A 15,220-nucleotide genomic window follows, 5' to 3' on the forward strand; every position below is an offset into this window, starting at 1 on the left:
CCCCCGGCCGGGAGTCCGGTCGGGGGCGGTGGAGTGCGGTGCGGGCCGGGTCAGCCGTTGCCGCCGAGGTCGATCGTGACGGTCCGCTCGGCTTCCGTCTTGCCGAGCAGTGCGCCGCGCATGGCGAACGCCACGTCATCGGGACCGACCTGGTGCTTCGTACCGTCCCCCTTGGTGATCATGATGCCGTCGAAGACGCTCCCGCAGAGCTCTTCGATGGCCTTCTTGTCGTAGTGGTCGACGAGCTTGCCGTCGACCGGCACCATCGAGAGGATTTTCGGCAGGGACTTGGCCGGGCCGAACGGGATCTGCTTCGGACCGGCCTTGATGAGGATCAGGCCGGACATCGCGGGCTTGGCGAACTCCTTCATCGCCCGGTCCAGTTCGGCCTGGCTGATGGTGGGCTCACGGGTGGTGACGGGCAGCGGGACGGTGTTCGCCTTCCCCGTCTCGACCTGGGCACGGTACGCGTCACGCACCGAGCCCATCGACTGGTTGACGTCGAGCGCCTTGCCCGGCTTGCCCGGGACGGCGACGGCCTTGCCAGGTACGAACTTGATCGTGCCGTCGGTGGCCGAGCCTGAGGCACCGGCCAGGTCCTTCAGCGCGACCCCGAGCTTCTCCTCGTCGACCGGGATCACCGGGTCGACGGTGCGCTCGCTGCCGAAGAGGGAGCCGATGACGGACACCGGGTTGTAGTCGCTGCCCGCTGCGGCACGCACGGTCGCCTGGCTGTCCAGGGCCAGTCCGGCCTTGTCGGGGGCGAGCTGCGTCTTCCTGCCGTCCACGGTCAACTGGAGCGGGGTCCTGGACCGCTCACCGAGCGCGGCGTCCAGCTTCTCGATGGCGTCGTCCCTGGTCCCGCCGCCGATGTCGACGCCCAGGACAGTGGTGCCCTTGGGTACGTCCGAGTGGTTCATCAGCAGACCGGCGCCGTAGGCGACCCCGAGCACGCAGACGGCGGCCACGCAGAGCATGACCATCTTGGAGCGGCCCTTCTTCGCCGGAGCGCTCGGCGCCGCGGGCGCGGGACGGGCAGCGGGCTCGGGCTCCCGGTCGGCGAAGCCGCCCGGGCCGGCCGGTCCGGTGCCCATCGGGCCGTCCTGCGTCCGCAGGGCGGAGCCGGGAGCGTCGGGGAACGGCGAGGGCGCCCCCGTGCGCCGGTCCGAGGGAACGACGGGGATGCCGCTGTTCAGCGTGTCGCCCGAGACGTTGCCCCCGGGCCCGGCGGGGCCCGGTCCGAACTGCGGGGTGAGCACGGCGGTGTCGTCCGACATCCGCGGCGGTCCTCCGCCTGGCGTGCCGGGCCCCTGAGCGCCGCCGGGTCCCACCGGCCCGCCCGGGCCCGGGCCGAAGGCCGCCCGGGCGTCGAGGTCCGGCGTGAGGGCCGAGGTGCCGCCGGCCGGTCCCGTGGTGGGGCCGGACGGTCCAGGCGTACGGACACCGAGGTTCGGCGTGGAGCGGGACCCTCCGGCACCGCCGCCGCCGAAGGCGTCGGGACCGGGCGCACCCGGGTCACCGGCGCGCTGCGGTCCGTCGGAGAAGTAGGGCAGATCGGTGCGGGGGCCACCCGCGGGCGGGGAGGACGGGCCGTCAGGACGGCCGCCCGGTCCACCGGCGGCGAAGCCGGAACCACCCGAACCACCGGTACCGCCCGCACCGCCTGAACCACCAGCGCTGCCGGGACCACCCGCACCGCCGGGACCACCGGCCTGGAAGCCGGCCCCGTCGGTGCCGTCGCCCGACGGGGTGCCCGAGGCGGCGTTCGCCGGGGCGCCCGGCGGGTTCTTGCGCGGCGCGAACCAGTCGCTGCCGCTCTTCTCCCTGGCCGGCTTCTCGGCAGCGGGCTCCGCCACGACCGCGGTCTCCCGGGGCTCGGGCCCCGGCGCGGCCGGTGCCGTCTGCGCGCCGCTGGACGCGGAGGCGCCCGGACGCGGGGTGGAGCCGGTGCGCTCGCTGCCGGAGCCGTCGACGTCACTCATCGGCGTACGCATGACAACCGGAGGGATGGGGCGCGAGCCCGGAATGTTGATCCGGATACGCGTCGTCAGCGTCGTCTCCGTCCTCGGCTCGTCGGGCTGAGGCGGATCCGCAGACTCCGGGGACTCCTCCGGGGCGTCCTGCGAAGGGTGCAGCGACGGATACTGGCGGGATCCGTACGGCGGGGTACCCGAAGGGTACGCGGCTCCTCCACGACCCTGGGGCCCGGAGGACGAACTGTCAGTTTCACGACTCAAAGCAAGTTCTCCCGATTGGCTCCGCCGCCCGTACTACCCCCGTGCCGCAGGCCAGGGGACGGCTCGACACGCGAACCACTTTACTGGCCGCGGCCGACAGACACCCCGCGACCGGGGGAAACGGCTGCGCACCCCCCGGACGGACAAGGGGCATTACGGGATCGGACGTGGCACATTACTTGCCAGGTCGGCCGCTGTCGGCGCCCGGTTGGGGCGACCGCGACATGGTGGCACAGATCACAGCGATGGCCAGGCCGCCCAGCATGAAGAGGGCGAGGCCCAGTTCGTCCCCGAAGACGTAGTCGCCTTCCGGTCGACCGCCCAGCAGAAGAATGACCGAAATCAGCCACCCCGCGGCGGGTGCCACAGCCCCCGGCTGGGTGCCCATGAGGCAGCGGCCGCCGTAGAAGAGGCCCGCCGATGCGAGCAGGGCCAGCAGCAACCCGCCGGGGAACCAGGCGGATTGGACCAGCGTTCCCGCGACACCGACGAGCGCGCCGAGGACCGCCAGGCCCAGCAGTGCGGCAATCCGGCGAGGGTTGAGCGGTGCGGCCAGACCGGTGGCCGGAATATCCCTCGGAGGGGCATTGGTCCGCGTGGCCCGCTGCCTGCTGCTGCTCACTGGTCCACCTCCGGGACGCCCGCGAAGAGATCATGTTCCCGGGTGCCGCCGGCGCCGCCCGGGACACCGTTCACCAACTCGTAGTACTCGGTGGTGAGGACGGGCTGGCCCAGGTCGTTGGACAGGGCGAAGAAGGGGCCGTCGAGAACGATCTGCGTGGCGTGCGCCCGCATCGCCGCGGCCTTCGCCTCGCCGTGTCCGGTGCCGTCGATCTCCGTGGTGATCAGGGGATCGTCCACCACGCCCGGTACGTCGTCGATCGCCGCGATGCCCGGGAACGCGTCCGGAGCGGTGGCCCGCAGCCGGGCGAAGCCCTCCTCGACGACCGAGCGCGGCACCCGGTTCCAGTAGGTCTTGGCGATGGTGTGCGGGGGGCCTGAGCCGGGGCGGTACGCCGGGTCGGCGGCCAGTTCGGCGGCGCGCGTCGCGACCCGGTGCGCCTGGATGTGGTCAGGGTGCCCGTAGCCCCCTTCGGGGTCGTACGTCACCAGGACCTGGGGGCGCACCTCGCGGATGACCTCCACGAGGTGCCCGGCGGCCTCGTCGATGTCGGCGGACCAGAAGGCGCCGGGGCGGTGGTTCTGCTCGGCTCCCATCATTCCGGAGTCGCGGTACCGGCCGGCACCGCCCAGGAAGCGGTGGTCGGTGACCCCCAGCGCCTTCATCGCCGTGGCGAGTTCGCCCCGGCGCCAAGGGCCCAGGGAGTCGTCCCGGTCCGCGGCAAGATGGGCGAGCGCGGGCGGGATGATCTCGCCCTCCTCGCCGAGCGTGCAGGTCACCAGCGTGACCAGGGCGCCGTCGGCCGCGTACCTGGCCATGGTGGCGCCATTGTTGATCGACTCGTCGTCGGGGTGCGCATGCACCAGGAGCAGACGCCGGGCGGGAAGGTCCGTCATGGGGACCACCCTACGAGCCGCGGACCCCCCGGGCCGAAGGCGGCCACACCGTCGAGCCGACAGCCCCCCGGGCCGAAGGCGGCCACACCGTCGAGGCCGAAGGGCCACGCACGACCACGGGTGTCAGAACTTGATGCCCCCGATCATGCCGGCCACGTTCGTGGTCAGCTCGGAGATGGTGGGCGCGATGGACGAGCTGGCGAGATAGAAACCGAGCAGCGCGCAGACGACCGCGTGTCCCCCCTTCAGTCCGGATTTCCGGATCAGCAGGAAGACGATGATCGCCAGCAGCACCACCGCCGAAATCGAGAGCGCCACGACGGTTCACCTCCATCTGTACGGTCGGGACGGGCAGCACGCATGGAGCCAGCAGGTTCTTACCCACCGAGCGCTACGGATCATAACTATCCGTGGCAACGCATTGATCGGGGCACAGCAGCACGAGGGGCGCACGGGCAGCGGGCGGGCCGATAGGTTCGGCGCATGACTTCGCCAGAGATCACCTTCCCGTTGCAGTTGGCCCGGAGCATGCGGTTCACCCTCGGTGCACCGCGCGCGTTCACGGTTTCACCCGACGGTGAACGGGTGGTCTTCCTCCGCTCGGGGTCGGGCACCGACCGCTCGGGGCAGCTCTGGGTGCTGGACCTGAACGACGGTGCGGCCCCGCGGGAGCGCGTCGTGGCCGATCCGGCGGCCCTGCTGGGCGGTTCGGAGGAGCGGCTCTCGGCTCACGAGCGGGCCCGGCGCGAGCGCAGCCGCGAGGGGTCGTCGGGGATCGTCGGCTACGCGGTGGACGCGGCTGCCGAGTTGGCGGCTTTCGCACTCTCGGGGAAGGTGTACGTCGCCGGGTTGCGGGACGGGACGGCGCGCGCGCTGCCCGTGCCGGGCCCGGTGATCGATCCGCGCCCCTCCCCCGACGGGCGACACATCGCATATGTGTCCAAGGGTGCGCTGCGCGTCGTGGGCGTCGGCGGCGAGGAGGACAGGGCGCTCGCGGAGCCGGAGGACGCGCAGGTCTCGTACGGCCTCGCCGAGTTCATCGCGGCCGAGGAGATGGCGCGCTCGCGCGGCTTCTGGTGGTCGCCCGACTCGGACCGGCTGCTGGTGGCCCGGGTCGACGAAAGCCCGGTGCGGCGGTGGTGGATCGCCGATCCCGCCCACCCGGACCGCAAGCCCGCCGAGATCGCGTACCCGGCGGCGGGTACGCCCAACGCCGAGGTGCGGCTCTTCGTGGTGGGGCTGGCCGGGGAACGTACCGAAGTGGTCTGGGACCGGGCCCGGTTCCCGTATCTGGGGCGGGTGCACTGGTCGTCGGACGGAGCGCCGCTGCTGCTGGTACAGGCCCGTGACCAGCAGACTCAGCTCTACCTGGGGGTGGACCCGGAGACCGGGGCGACCCGGACGGTGCACGCGGACGAGGACCCGGTGTGGCTGGAGTTGTTCCCCGGCGTGCCCGCGTGGGCGCCGGACGGCCGGCTCGTGCGGATCGCGGACGAGGGCGGGGCGCGGGTCCTCGCGGTCGGCGACCGGCTCCTGACCGGGGCCCAGTTGCACATCCAGGAGGTGCTGGACATCGGGGGGTCCGACATCCTGGTGACGGCATCGGCGGGCGAGCGGGCGGCCGAGGCGGAGATCGGCGAGAGCCATGTGTACCGGGTCAACGAGCTGGGTGTCGAGCGGGTCTCGGAGGGCGCGGGCGTGCACGCGGCGGTCCGGTCCGGCGGGGTGACCGTCATGATCTCCACCGCGCTCGACGTGCCCGGATCGACGGCGCGGGTGCTCCGGAACGGGAAGCGGATCGCCACCGTCACCAGTCACGCGGAGCAGCCGGTCCTGTCCACCCGGCCGCAACTCACCGAAGGGGGCGCACGGCGGATTCCGTGCGCCGTGATGCTCCCCACCGATTACAAGGAATCGGATGGTCCGCTTCCGGTTCTAATGGATCCGTACGGCGGACCGCACGGCCGCCGGGTCCTCGCCGCGCACAATCCCTACCTCACCTCGCAGTGGTTCGCGGACCAGGGCTTCGCCGTGATCGTCGCGGACGGCCGCGGCACTCCGGGTCGCTCACCCGGCTGGGAGAAGGCCGTCAAGCACGACCTCACCCTCACCCTCGACGATCAGGTCGAGGCGCTGCACGCCCTCGCCGAGCGGTTCCCGCTGGACCTCGGCCGGGTGGCGATCCGGGGCTGGTCCTACGGAGGCTTCCTGGCCGCGATGGCGGCGCTGCGGCGGCCCGACGTCTTCCACGCGGCGATCGTCGGCGCCCCGGTGACCGACCAGCGTCTCTACGACACCCACTACACGGAGCGCTACCTCGGTGATCCGGCGAAGCGGCCGGAGGTGTACGCGTACAACTCCCTGCTCACCGACGAAGGACTCTCGCACGCCGCCGACCAGGTGCGCCCGATGATGATCATTCATGGTCTGGCGGATGACAACGTGGTCGTCGCGCACACCCTGCGGCTGTCCTCGGCGCTGCTCGCGGCGGGCCGCTCGCACGAGGTGCTGCCGCTGAGCGGGGCTACGCACATGACGCCGCAGGACAAGGCGGGCGAGAATCTGCTGCTGCTCCAGGTGGACTTCCTGAAGCGGTCATTGGGGATGTGAGTCCCGGTTACCAGCCCGGCGGCGGCTGCGACGGCGGCGGAGGCGGCCCGAAGCCGCCGCCCTGCGGGTAGCCGTAACCGGGTGCGGGCGGCTGCTGCTGCCCCGGGTAGGGGGCGGTGTCGTAGCCGGAGGGCCCGAATCCCGGCGGACCGTACCCGGGCCCCTGCCCCGGCCCGTACGGGGCGGGGACGTCGGCAAGGCCCCTGGGCGCCAACGCCATCAGCACCACCAGCGCGGCGAACGCCTCGAAGATCCAGCTCAGGAGCGTGAGCTGGGTCTCCGTCGGCAGCGACCCGAAGCCGTCGAGCAGGTCGTAGTGCACGATCCGGGCCACGCCCAGCACCCCGCCGGGAAGCAGCAGCGCGGCGGCCACCAGGCCGAACGGCCGTGCGTGCACCGCGTGGAAGAGGGCGCTGACCCCCGCGAACAGGCAGAGCAGCGCCAGCGCCACGGTGCCCCAGCCGGGCGGTGGGTCGATCACGCCGTACGGGACCGGGTCCCCGTTCACGTACCACTCCGGATAGAGCTCCGGATACCGCACCATCTGCCGGATCTCCCAGGCGATCAGCACCGCCCCTGCCGCGCCCAGCATCAGGAACGCGGTGACGGAGGCGCCGGGGCCGGGCCGGGTCGGCAGCCGTTCGTAGGAGTCGGCCGGTGGGCGGCGGCCGGCCCCGGCGGTGATGAGGAGGGCGACGGCCGCGGCGAGAGCGACGAAGGCGCAGATCAGCGCACGCGACCGCAGGTCGTCGGAGAACACCGATTCCATCCGGCGTCTGCCGATCCCCCAGAGCCCCGGCAGGCGTACGGCGAGGGTGATCACTCCGGTGGCGACGAGAGCGGTGGAGGCGACGGAGGAGCGCAGCGCGGCGACGGAGGCGACCACGTACACCACGAGCAGGACGACATCCATCGCCGAGGTCGCGGGAAACGCGTGCGGGAGTGCCTCGCGGTACCCGGCCCAGTACCGCCACAGCTGACCGAACCCCGCCGCCCTGACGTCCCGTACGAGCCAACTCGCGACGATCACGGCCAGCACCGCGCAGAGAGCGGCGCCGGTCACTCTTGCTCCACGGGTGAGTATCACCTCAGCGATACTCCACCGCGCCCGGCCTCCCGACAAGAGGGCCGTCAGCGCTGTCCCGTCGGGCGACCGGCCGGGAGGACGTGAGTCCTTCCGGCCGGTCCACGGCACCCGCACGGCCGTACGCGGTCCATGCTGACGGATCCGTATATCGGACATGAGACGCCCGAGTTGCTCCGGCGTTAACGGACCGGCGGCTCAGCTCACGCGACTGCTGCCGGAGGGCGGCTCGTCGTCCCCGCCCGCACTCTCCGAGGAGGGCGGTCCCTCGCCCCCATCTCCGCTCTCCGAAGACGGCGGTCCCTCGCCCCCACCCACACCCTCCGAAGACGGCGGCTCCTGCGACGGCTTCCCGGCCTCCCGGTCCGCCTTCTCCACCTCCGGTCCGGTCACCGCGGCGCCCTCGCCCGGCTCTTCCCCCTCCCCCACCTGCTCCAGCGTCCCCTCCGGGGGCACCACCCGCTTCTCCTCCGCGAAGTGACAGGCCGAATCGTGCTTGGCCGGGGTGTCCGTCAGGCGGAAGGCTGCCGGGACCGCCAGCAACGGGACCTCCAGCTCGCACCGCTCCTGCGCCTTCCAGCAGCGGGTGCGGAAGCGACAGCCGGAGGGCGGCTTGGCAGGGGAGGGCACGTCGCCGTGCAGGATGATCCGCTCGCGGTACTCCCGCGCCATCGGGTCCGGCACCGGGACGGCGGAGAGCAGCGCCTGGGTGTACGGGTGCGTGGGGTGGTCGTAGATCTCCTCGTCCGTGCCGATCTCGACGAACCGGCCGAGGTACATGACGCCGACCCGGTCGGAGATGTGCCGGACGATGGAGAGGTCGTGGGCGATGAACACGTAACTGAGGGCGAACTCCGCCTGGAGCCGGTCCAGCAGGTTGACGACCTGGGCCTGGACGGACACGTCGAGGGCGGAGACGGGTTCGTCGGCGACGATGATCTCGGGGTTGAGCGCGAGGCCGCGGGCGATGCCGATGCGCTGGCGCTGACCGCCGGAGAACTGGTGCGGATACCGGTTGATGTACTCCGGGTTGAGACCCACGACGTCGAGCAGGTCCTGGACCTTGCGCCGCCGCTCGCCCTTCGGGGCCACCTCCGGGTGGATGTCGTAGGGCTCACCGATGATGTCGCCGACCGTCATACGCGGGTTCAGCGACGTGTACGGGTCCTGGAACACCATCTGGATGTTGCGGCGCACCGCCTTCAGCGCACGGCCGGAGAGCTTGGTGACGTCCTCGCCCTTGTAACGGATCGCGCCGGCCGTCGGTTGTTCCAGGTGCACCAGCATCCGGGCGACGGTCGACTTCCCGCAGCCGGACTCCCCTACGATGCCGAGGGTCTCGCCCGCCGCCAGGTCGAAGGAGACCCCGTCGACCGCCTTGACGGCGCCGATCTGTTTCTTGATCAGGATGCCCTGGGTCAGGGGGTAGTGCTTGACGAGGTCGCGGACCTCCAGGATCGGCTCGCCGCCCGCGTACGCGCTCCCCTGGCGCGACTTGGCCAGGAGATCGCGTGCCACCTCGCCTTCTTCGCGCGCTCCCTTGCGCCCCGAGTGATCAGCGTGCATCGAGCGTCTCCTTCCAGAAGTGGCAGGCGCTCTGTCGGTGCTCGGCCACGTCGTACAGCGGCGGCACGTCGGTGCGGCAGACGTCCTGCGCCATCGGGCAGCGCGGGTTGAAGGCGCAGCCGGGCGGGATGTGCAGCAGGTTGGGCGGCAGGCCCTTGATCGCGTACAGCTCCTGGCCCTTCTGGTCCAGGCGCGGGATCGAGCGGAGCAGGCCCTTGGTGTACGGGTGCGCGGGTGCCCGGTAGATCTCGTGGACCGGCGAGGTCTCCACGATGCGGCCCGCGTACATCACGGCGATCTTGTCGGCGACGTCGGCGACCACGCCCAGGTCGTGGGTGATCAGGATCAGGCCCATGTTCAGCTCGCGCTGGAGCTCCGCGAGCAGGTCCATCACCTGGGCCTGGACGGTGACGTCGAGGGCGGTGGTGGGTTCGTCCGCGATGATCAGCGAGGGTTCCAGGGCCAGCGCCATCGCGATCATGATGCGCTGGCGCATCCCGCCGGAGAACTGGTGCGGGTAGTTGCCGACCCGCTCCTTCGCGGCCGGGATGCGGACCCGGTCCATCAGTTCGACGGCCTTGGCCTTCGCGTCCTTGCGGGACAGCCCGCGGTGCACGACGAACATCTCGCCGAGCTGCTCCCCCACGGTCAGCACGGGGTTGAGGGAGGAGAGGGCGTCCTGGAAGATCATGGCCATCTCCTGGCCTCGGATCTTCCGGCGCTCCTCCTTCTTGAGCTTCAGCAGGTCGCGGTCCTTGAAGAGGATCTCGCCGCCGCTGATCTTTCCGGGCGGCATGTCGAGGATGCCCATGATCGCTTGTGCGGTGACCGACTTGCCGGAGCCGGACTCGCCGAGCACGGCGAGCGTCTCGCCTTCGGCCACTGAGTAGTTGACCCCGTTGACGGCCTTGGCGACCCCGTCCCGGGTGTGGAACTCCACGTGCAGATCGCGCACTTCGAGCAACATGGCAGCGGACTCCTCAGCGCAGCTTGGGGTCGAGGGCGTCGCGCACCGCGTCGCCGAGCATGATGAACGCGAGCACGGTGACCGCCAGCGCACCGGCGGGCCAGAGGAGCATGTGCGGGGCGTTGCGGATGTACTGGGACGCGGCGGAGATGTCGATGCCCCAGGAGACGGCCGGTGGTTTCAGGCCGACGCCGAGGAACGACAGGGTCGCCTCCAGGGAGATGTACGTGCCCAGCGCGATGGTCGCGACGACGATGACCGGGGCGACGGCGTTCGGTGCGATGTGGCGCAGCATCATCCGCCCGTTGGAGGCGCCGAGCGCCCGGGCCGCCTGTACGTAGTCGTTGTGCTTGGCGGTGATGACGGAGCCGCGGGCGATGCGGGCGATCTGCGGCCAGCCCAGCAGCACGATGAAGCCGATGACCGGCCAGACGGTGGAGCTGGTCACCACGGAGAGGAAGACCAGGCCGCCGAGGACGACCGGGATCCCGAAGAAAACGTCGGTGAGGCGGGAGAGGATCGCGTCCCACCAGCCGCCGAAGAAGCCGGCCAGACCGCCGAGGACGCTGCCGATCAGGGAGACCCCGATGGTGGAGCAGATGCCGACGGTCACGGAGTTCCGGGCGCCGTACACGACCCGGGTGTAGACGTCGCAGCCCTGGCCGTCGTACCCGAAGGGGTGGCCGGGCTGGGAGCCCTCCTGTGCCTTGTCCAGGTTGCAGTCGAGCGGATCGCCCGAGGCGATGAGCTGCGGCCAGATCGAGATGATCACCAGGAACAGGATGATCAGGGCGGAGATGATGAAGACGGGGTTGCGGCGCAGGTCGCGCCAGGCGTCGGACCACAGGCTCTGCGGTTTGGTGCCGGGCCCCGTCCCCTCGGGCCCGCCAGGGGTCTTTTCGAGGGTGTCGCCCTCGTCGAGTGCGAGGTCCATCGTCCCGCCGGCTCCGGCCGACGAGATCGCCTCGTCCGGTGTCTGCTCAGGCATAGCGGATCCTCGGGTCGAGTACGGCGTACAGCAGGTCGACGATCAGGTTCGCCGCCAGGAAGACGAGGACCAGGACGGTCACGAACCCGACGACGGTCTGCGAGTTCTGGCGCAGGATGCCCTGGTAGAGCTGGTAGCCGACGCCGTGGATGTTGAAGATCCGCTCCGTGACGATCGCCCCGCCCATCAGCGCGCCCACGTCCGTACCGATGAAGGTGACGACGGGGATCAGCGAGTTGCGCAGCAGGTGGCGGACGATCACGCGGCGCCTGGGCAGGCCCTTGGCGGTCGCGGTGCGCACGTAGTCGGCGCGGGCGTTCTCGGCGATCGAGGTACGGGTGAGCCGGGTGACGTAGGCCAGCGAGACGGACGCGACCACGAGGCCGGGGATCAGCAGCTCGTTGAGGGGGGCCTCGCTGGAGACGGAGGGTTTGATGACGCCCCATTCCACGCCCAGCAGGAGCTGGAGGAGCAGACCGGTGACGAAGGTCGGGATCGAGATGACGACCAGGGTCAGGATCAGCACGGAGGTGTCGATGGGGCGGCCGCGGCGCAGTCCGGTGACGACGCCGAGGCTGATGCCGATGACGATCTCGAAGACGATCGCGATGAGGGTGAGGCGGATGGTGATGGGGAAGGCCGTGGCCATCAGCTCGGTCACCTTCTGCCCGTTGAACGCGGTGCCGAAGTCGCCGGTGAAGACGTTGCCCATGTAGGTGAGGTATTGCTGCCAGACGGGCTTGTCGAGGCCGAACTCCGCACGGAGTTGGGCGGCGGTCGCCGGGTCGCACTGGCGGTCGCCGCAGAGACCCGCGATGGGGTCACCCATCACGTTCACCATGAGGAAGATCAACAGCGTGGTGCCGAAGAAGACCGGGATCATCTGCAGCAGCCGCCGGATCACATAACGTCCCATGAAGGGCTCCGGGGGTCTCGGGGTGGCTGAGGTGTCGTCGGGCCGGGGACGGGGAAGCCGGGTGGCCGGTGCGGGAGCGCACCGGCCACCCGGCCTCAGCCCGTCACTTGACCTTGATCTGCTCGTACACCGGGACGCTGAACTGGTTCAGCGAGACGTTGGTGACGTTCTCGGAGTAGCCGGCGCTGCCGTTCTGGTACCAGAGCGGGATGACGGGCATCTGCTGGACCATGACCTTCTCCGCGTCCTGGAAGGTGGAGACGGCCGTGGCCTTGTCCGACTCGGCGTTCGCCTTGTTGACGAGGTCGTCGAACTGCTTGTTGCTCCACTTGCCGTCGTTGGACGAGGCGTTGGTGTAGTAGACGGGCTGCAGGAAGTTCTGGATCAGCGGGTAGTCCATCTGCCAGCCCGCGCGCCAGGCGCCGTGCAGCTTCTGCTGCGAGACCTGGCTGCGGAAGTCGGCGAAGGTGCCGACCGGGGCGCCCACGCACGCCTTGTTGTTGCCCATGACCTTGTTGATGCTGTTGCAGACGGCGTCGACCCACTCCTTGTGGGAGCCGGTGTCCGCGTTGTACGAGATCTTGAGCTGGCCGCCGGGGATGCCGCCGCCGTCCTGGATCATCTTCTTGGCGTCGGCGGCGTTGTACGTGCACTCCTTGCCGCAGAGGCCCTTCTTGAAGCCGCCGTCGGCGCCGAGGACCGGGGAGGTCCAGTCGGAGGCGGGGGTGCGGGTCTGCTGGAAGATCTGGTTGGTGATCTGCTCGCGGTTGATCGCCATGGAGAGGCCCTGGCGGACCTTGATCGCGCCGGCGGTGTTCCACTGCTTGTCGTAGAAGGGGAACGCGAGGGTCTGGATGATGCCGGCCGGGGTGTTGATGTAGCGGTCGCCGAGGTCCGCCTTGACGTTCTTGAGCTGGGACGCGGGCACGTCGTCGACCAGGTCGAGGTTGCCGGCCGTCAGATCGGTGTAGGCGGTGTTGTTGTCGGTGTAGACCTTGAGGTCGATCCCGCCGTTCTGCGCCTTGTCGTCACCGGGGTAGCCGTCCCACTTGCGCAGGTTCATCGACGAGCCCTTGGCGTACTTGTCGATGGTGTACGGGCCGTTGCCGATCGGCTTGGACACCCAGGCGGCGTGGTCGGTGAAGAAGGCCGTGGGCAGCGGCGCGAAGGCGGGGTAGCCGAGGGTGTCGGGCCACAGGGAGAACTTCTGCGTCAGCTTCACCGAGAAGGTCATGTCGTTGACCTGCTTGAGGCCGGAGAGCGTGTTGGCGGTCGCCGAGCCGGACTCGGGGTGGACCTTGTCGTATCCGTCGATGTAGCCGAAGAAGTAGGCGTTCTTCTGGTTGTTCTTCAACAGGGCGCCGTAGTTCCACGCGTCCACGAACGACTTGGCGGTGATCTTCTCGCCGTTGCTGAAGGTCCAGCCGCTCTTCACCGTGATGGTGAAGTTCTGGTTGTCCTTGGACTCGATCTTCTGGGCGAGCATGTTCGTCGCCTCGCCGGTCTTCGGGTCGTACTTCTTCAGCCCCCGGAAGATCATGTCGAGGACCTTGCCGCCCTGCACCTCGTTGGTGTTGGCGGGCTCCAGCGGGTTCTGCGGGTCACCCCAGGAGGAGCTCACGATCCCATCGGCGCCACCGCCACCACCGCCGCTGTCCCCTCCGCCGCAGGCCGTGGCCGCCAGGGCGACGGCCACCGCGCATGCGGCCCACTTGACCTGTGTGGCTCCGCGCATGGAGTGCCTCCTCGTAGTGCTCCGTCTTACGTGAAGTCAAATATCACCGCATACCGACCCTTACGCATATCTACTCCCGCCATTCGGGCAGGGCACGGGTCACTCGGTCGACCTCCGGTACATCCCGCATCGCGGGTTTTTGTCAGGGGCATGGCACTCTGGACGGCCCCCGGACGCCCCCGGCGACCCTTGGCGCGATAACGACAGGACAACGAACCCGCATCGACCTCACACCCATCCATCCGGCTGTACGAATTTCGCGACAGCGCCGCCCGGATATCGGACTCAATGCCGGAATTGAATTGATTTAGAGGGGAATGGATGCCGGAGAAGGTGAACAACGAGTAAATGCATGGCCATGTCAAGGCAATGTCCAGGTCAAGCTTCCAAAGAGCGGCCCAAGTCGGCCCGCCATTCATTGACCCTGCATGAATTGCGTTGAAAAAGTCCGGGTAGCCCGTAGGTGTGCCCTGCGGAGTCCTTCGACCCTCCGGGCCAGGAGCACCATGACGATTCCAACCTCAAACGCAGCAGCCCCTCTTGGGACTGCGGACGTGCAGGCTCCGGCGGTGGCGGATCCTTCCGCACCCAAGGGAGGCGACGGCCGGTCACCGGGGAAGCTGGCCTGGCGCCGCTTCAAGCGTGACCGCACCGGCGTCATTTCGGCCTATGTAGTCATTTTCTTCTTCGTGGTGGCCATCGCCGCACCGCTGATCGCGAAGCTCTACGGGAAGGACCCGTACACGACGTACGGGCAGAACGACACCAGTCTGCTGGACGATTTCGGCTCCCCGGTTCTTCCCAATGGCGGAATCAGTGGTGATTTCTGGTTCGGCATCGAGCCCGGCCTCGGGCGCGACGTCTTCACCTTCCTGCTCTACGGCATCCGCAACTCCCTGCTCATCGCCACGGCCACCACGCTGCTGGTGACCGTGATCGGCATCGCCGTGGGGATCACGGCGGGCTACCTCGGCGGCAAGACGGACTACCTGGTCGGCCGGGTCATCGACATCCTGCTGGCGTTCCCCTCCACGCTGTTCTTCATCGCCTTCTGGCCCGTGATGATCTCGATCCTGGTCGACCCGGAGGAGAACACACCGGTCTGGCTGACCGTCGTCAGCCTGATCTCGGTCATGACCGCCTTCGGATGGGCCTCCATCGCCCGACTCCTTCGGGGAGAGGTCCTCGCCCTGCGCGAGCGCGAGTTCGTCGAGGCCGCCAAGGTCACCGGCGCCTCCCCGGCGCGGATCATCTTCAAGGAACTGCTGCCCAACCTCTGGACGCCGATCCTCATCCAGGCCACGCTCGCGCTGCCCGCGTACGTCACGGCGGAGGCGGGTCTCGCCTTCCTCGGCGTCGGGCTCACGTCACCGACTCCCGACTGGGGCGTGATGATCCAGCGCGGGTCGGACGTCTACCAGAGCGACATCACGTTCATGCTCTTCCCCGGCGCATCGATGGTGATCTTCGTCATCGCCTTCAACCTCCTCGGCGACTCGGTGCGCGACGCACTGGACCCGAAGACCAAGCGCTGAACCCGCCGTAACTCCGGCCGGGCGACGGGGCCCACCGGATCCACCGTTTCTCCACTCGACCAGA

At 69.6% G+C, this 15,220-nt stretch carries 12 protein-coding genes; 2 read left to right on the top strand and 10 right to left on the bottom strand.

All coding sequences use genetic code 11. The features are described 5' to 3' along the window. Positions 1–50 precede the first annotated feature (50 nt). The 4 genes from OG538_RS12275 to OG538_RS12290 form a co-directional block, all read right to left on the bottom strand. On the bottom strand, positions 51–1,982 hold the full coding sequence (locus OG538_RS12275) for a peptidoglycan binding domain-containing protein (RefSeq protein ID WP_406092943.1): 1,932 nt from the start codon (positions 1,980–1,982) through the stop codon (positions 51–53). 430 nt (positions 1,983–2,412) lie between these two features. Next, positions 2,413–2,859, bottom strand: a complete 447-nt coding sequence (locus OG538_RS12280) for a DUF6113 family protein (RefSeq protein ID WP_406092945.1) — start codon at positions 2,857–2,859, stop codon at positions 2,413–2,415. Continuing rightward, positions 2,856–3,755 carry an N-acetyl-1-D-myo-inositol-2-amino-2-deoxy-alpha-D-glucopyranoside deacetylase gene (mshB, locus tag OG538_RS12285; RefSeq protein ID WP_406092947.1) on the bottom strand — a complete coding sequence of 300 codons (900 nt, stop codon included), beginning with the start codon at positions 3,753–3,755 and terminating at the stop codon, positions 2,856–2,858. The genes OG538_RS12280 and mshB overlap by 4 nt, the downstream gene beginning before the upstream one ends. Before the next feature lie 123 nt (positions 3,756–3,878). Beyond that, on the bottom strand, positions 3,879–4,073 hold the full coding sequence (locus tag OG538_RS12290) for a hypothetical protein (RefSeq protein ID WP_018100847.1): 195 nt from the start codon (positions 4,071–4,073) through the stop codon (positions 3,879–3,881). 210 nt (positions 4,074–4,283) lie between these two features. Between OG538_RS12290 and OG538_RS12295 the strand changes: the two genes are divergently transcribed. Continuing rightward, positions 4,284–6,365, top strand: a complete 2,082-nt coding sequence (locus OG538_RS12295) for an alpha/beta fold hydrolase (protein ID WP_406100092.1) — start codon at positions 4,284–4,286, stop codon at positions 6,363–6,365. Positions 6,366–6,372: 7 nt separating this feature from the next. Here OG538_RS12295 and OG538_RS12300 read toward each other — a convergent pair whose 3' ends face one another. The 6 genes from OG538_RS12300 to OG538_RS12325 all read right to left on the bottom strand — a co-directional run bounded on the left by OG538_RS12300 (position 6,373) and on the right by OG538_RS12325 (position 13,621). Beyond that, on the bottom strand, positions 6,373–7,428 hold the full coding sequence (locus OG538_RS12300) for a hypothetical protein (protein ID WP_406092949.1): 1,056 nt from the start codon (positions 7,426–7,428) through the stop codon (positions 6,373–6,375). A 219-nt stretch (positions 7,429–7,647) separates the two neighbouring features. Continuing rightward, on the bottom strand, positions 7,648–9,015 hold the full coding sequence (locus OG538_RS12305) for an ABC transporter ATP-binding protein (protein WP_406092951.1): 1,368 nt from the start codon (positions 9,013–9,015) through the stop codon (positions 7,648–7,650). Continuing rightward, complete coding sequence (locus OG538_RS12310; protein ID WP_406092953.1) at positions 9,005–9,982, bottom strand: ABC transporter ATP-binding protein; 978 nt, start codon at positions 9,980–9,982, stop codon at positions 9,005–9,007. Before OG538_RS12310 ends, OG538_RS12305 begins: the two co-directional genes overlap by 11 nt. A gap of 13 nt (positions 9,983–9,995) precedes the next feature. Then, positions 9,996–10,970 carry an ABC transporter permease gene (locus tag OG538_RS12315; protein WP_406092955.1) on the bottom strand — a complete coding sequence of 325 codons (975 nt, stop codon included), beginning with the start codon at positions 10,968–10,970 and terminating at the stop codon, positions 9,996–9,998. Next, entirely contained in the window at positions 10,963–11,886 is a 924-nt protein-coding gene (locus tag OG538_RS12320; RefSeq protein WP_406092957.1) for an ABC transporter permease, read from the bottom strand. The genes OG538_RS12315 and OG538_RS12320 overlap by 8 nt, the downstream gene beginning before the upstream one ends. A gap of 103 nt (positions 11,887–11,989) precedes the next feature. Further along, on the bottom strand, positions 11,990–13,621 hold the full coding sequence (locus tag OG538_RS12325) for an ABC transporter substrate-binding protein (RefSeq protein WP_406092959.1): 1,632 nt from the start codon (positions 13,619–13,621) through the stop codon (positions 11,990–11,992). 506 nt (positions 13,622–14,127) lie between these two features. On the opposite strand from OG538_RS12325, the gene OG538_RS12330 reads away from it, so the two are divergent. Beyond that, positions 14,128–15,156 carry an ABC transporter permease gene (locus tag OG538_RS12330; RefSeq protein ID WP_406092961.1) on the top strand — a complete coding sequence of 343 codons (1,029 nt, stop codon included), beginning with the start codon at positions 14,128–14,130 and terminating at the stop codon, positions 15,154–15,156. Positions 15,157–15,220: the final 64 nt, after the last annotated feature.

Source organism: Streptomyces sp. NBC_01013, assembly GCF_045162765.1.
In the GTDB taxonomy this organism is placed as follows: Bacteria; Actinomycetota; Actinomycetes; order Streptomycetales; family Streptomycetaceae; genus Streptomyces.

Bases quoted from the DNA above. Each gene is read 5' to 3' on its own strand.
- OG538_RS12275 (WP_406092943.1), bottom strand. From the start codon at position 1,982: ATGAGTGACGTCGACGGCTCCGGCAGCGAGCGCACCGGCTCCACCCCG.
- mshB (WP_406092947.1), bottom strand. From the start codon at position 3,755: ATGACGGACCTTCCCGCCCGGCGTCTGCTCCTGGTGCATGCGCACCCC.
- OG538_RS12295 (WP_406100092.1), top strand. From the start codon at position 4,284: ATGCGGTTCACCCTCGGTGCACCGCGCGCGTTCACGGTTTCACCCGAC.
- OG538_RS12305 (WP_406092951.1), bottom strand. From the start codon at position 9,015: ATGCACGCTGATCACTCGGGGCGCAAGGGAGCGCGCGAAGAAGGCGAG.
- OG538_RS12310 (WP_406092953.1), bottom strand. From the start codon at position 9,982: ATGTTGCTCGAAGTGCGCGATCTGCACGTGGAGTTCCACACCCGGGAC.
- OG538_RS12315 (WP_406092955.1), bottom strand. From the start codon at position 10,970: ATGCCTGAGCAGACACCGGACGAGGCGATCTCGTCGGCCGGAGCCGGC.
- OG538_RS12320 (WP_406092957.1), bottom strand. From the start codon at position 11,886: ATGGGACGTTATGTGATCCGGCGGCTGCTGCAGATGATCCCGGTCTTC.
- OG538_RS12325 (WP_406092959.1), bottom strand. From the start codon at position 13,621: ATGCGCGGAGCCACACAGGTCAAGTGGGCCGCATGCGCGGTGGCCGTC.
- OG538_RS12330 (WP_406092961.1), top strand. From the start codon at position 14,128: ATGACGATTCCAACCTCAAACGCAGCAGCCCCTCTTGGGACTGCGGAC.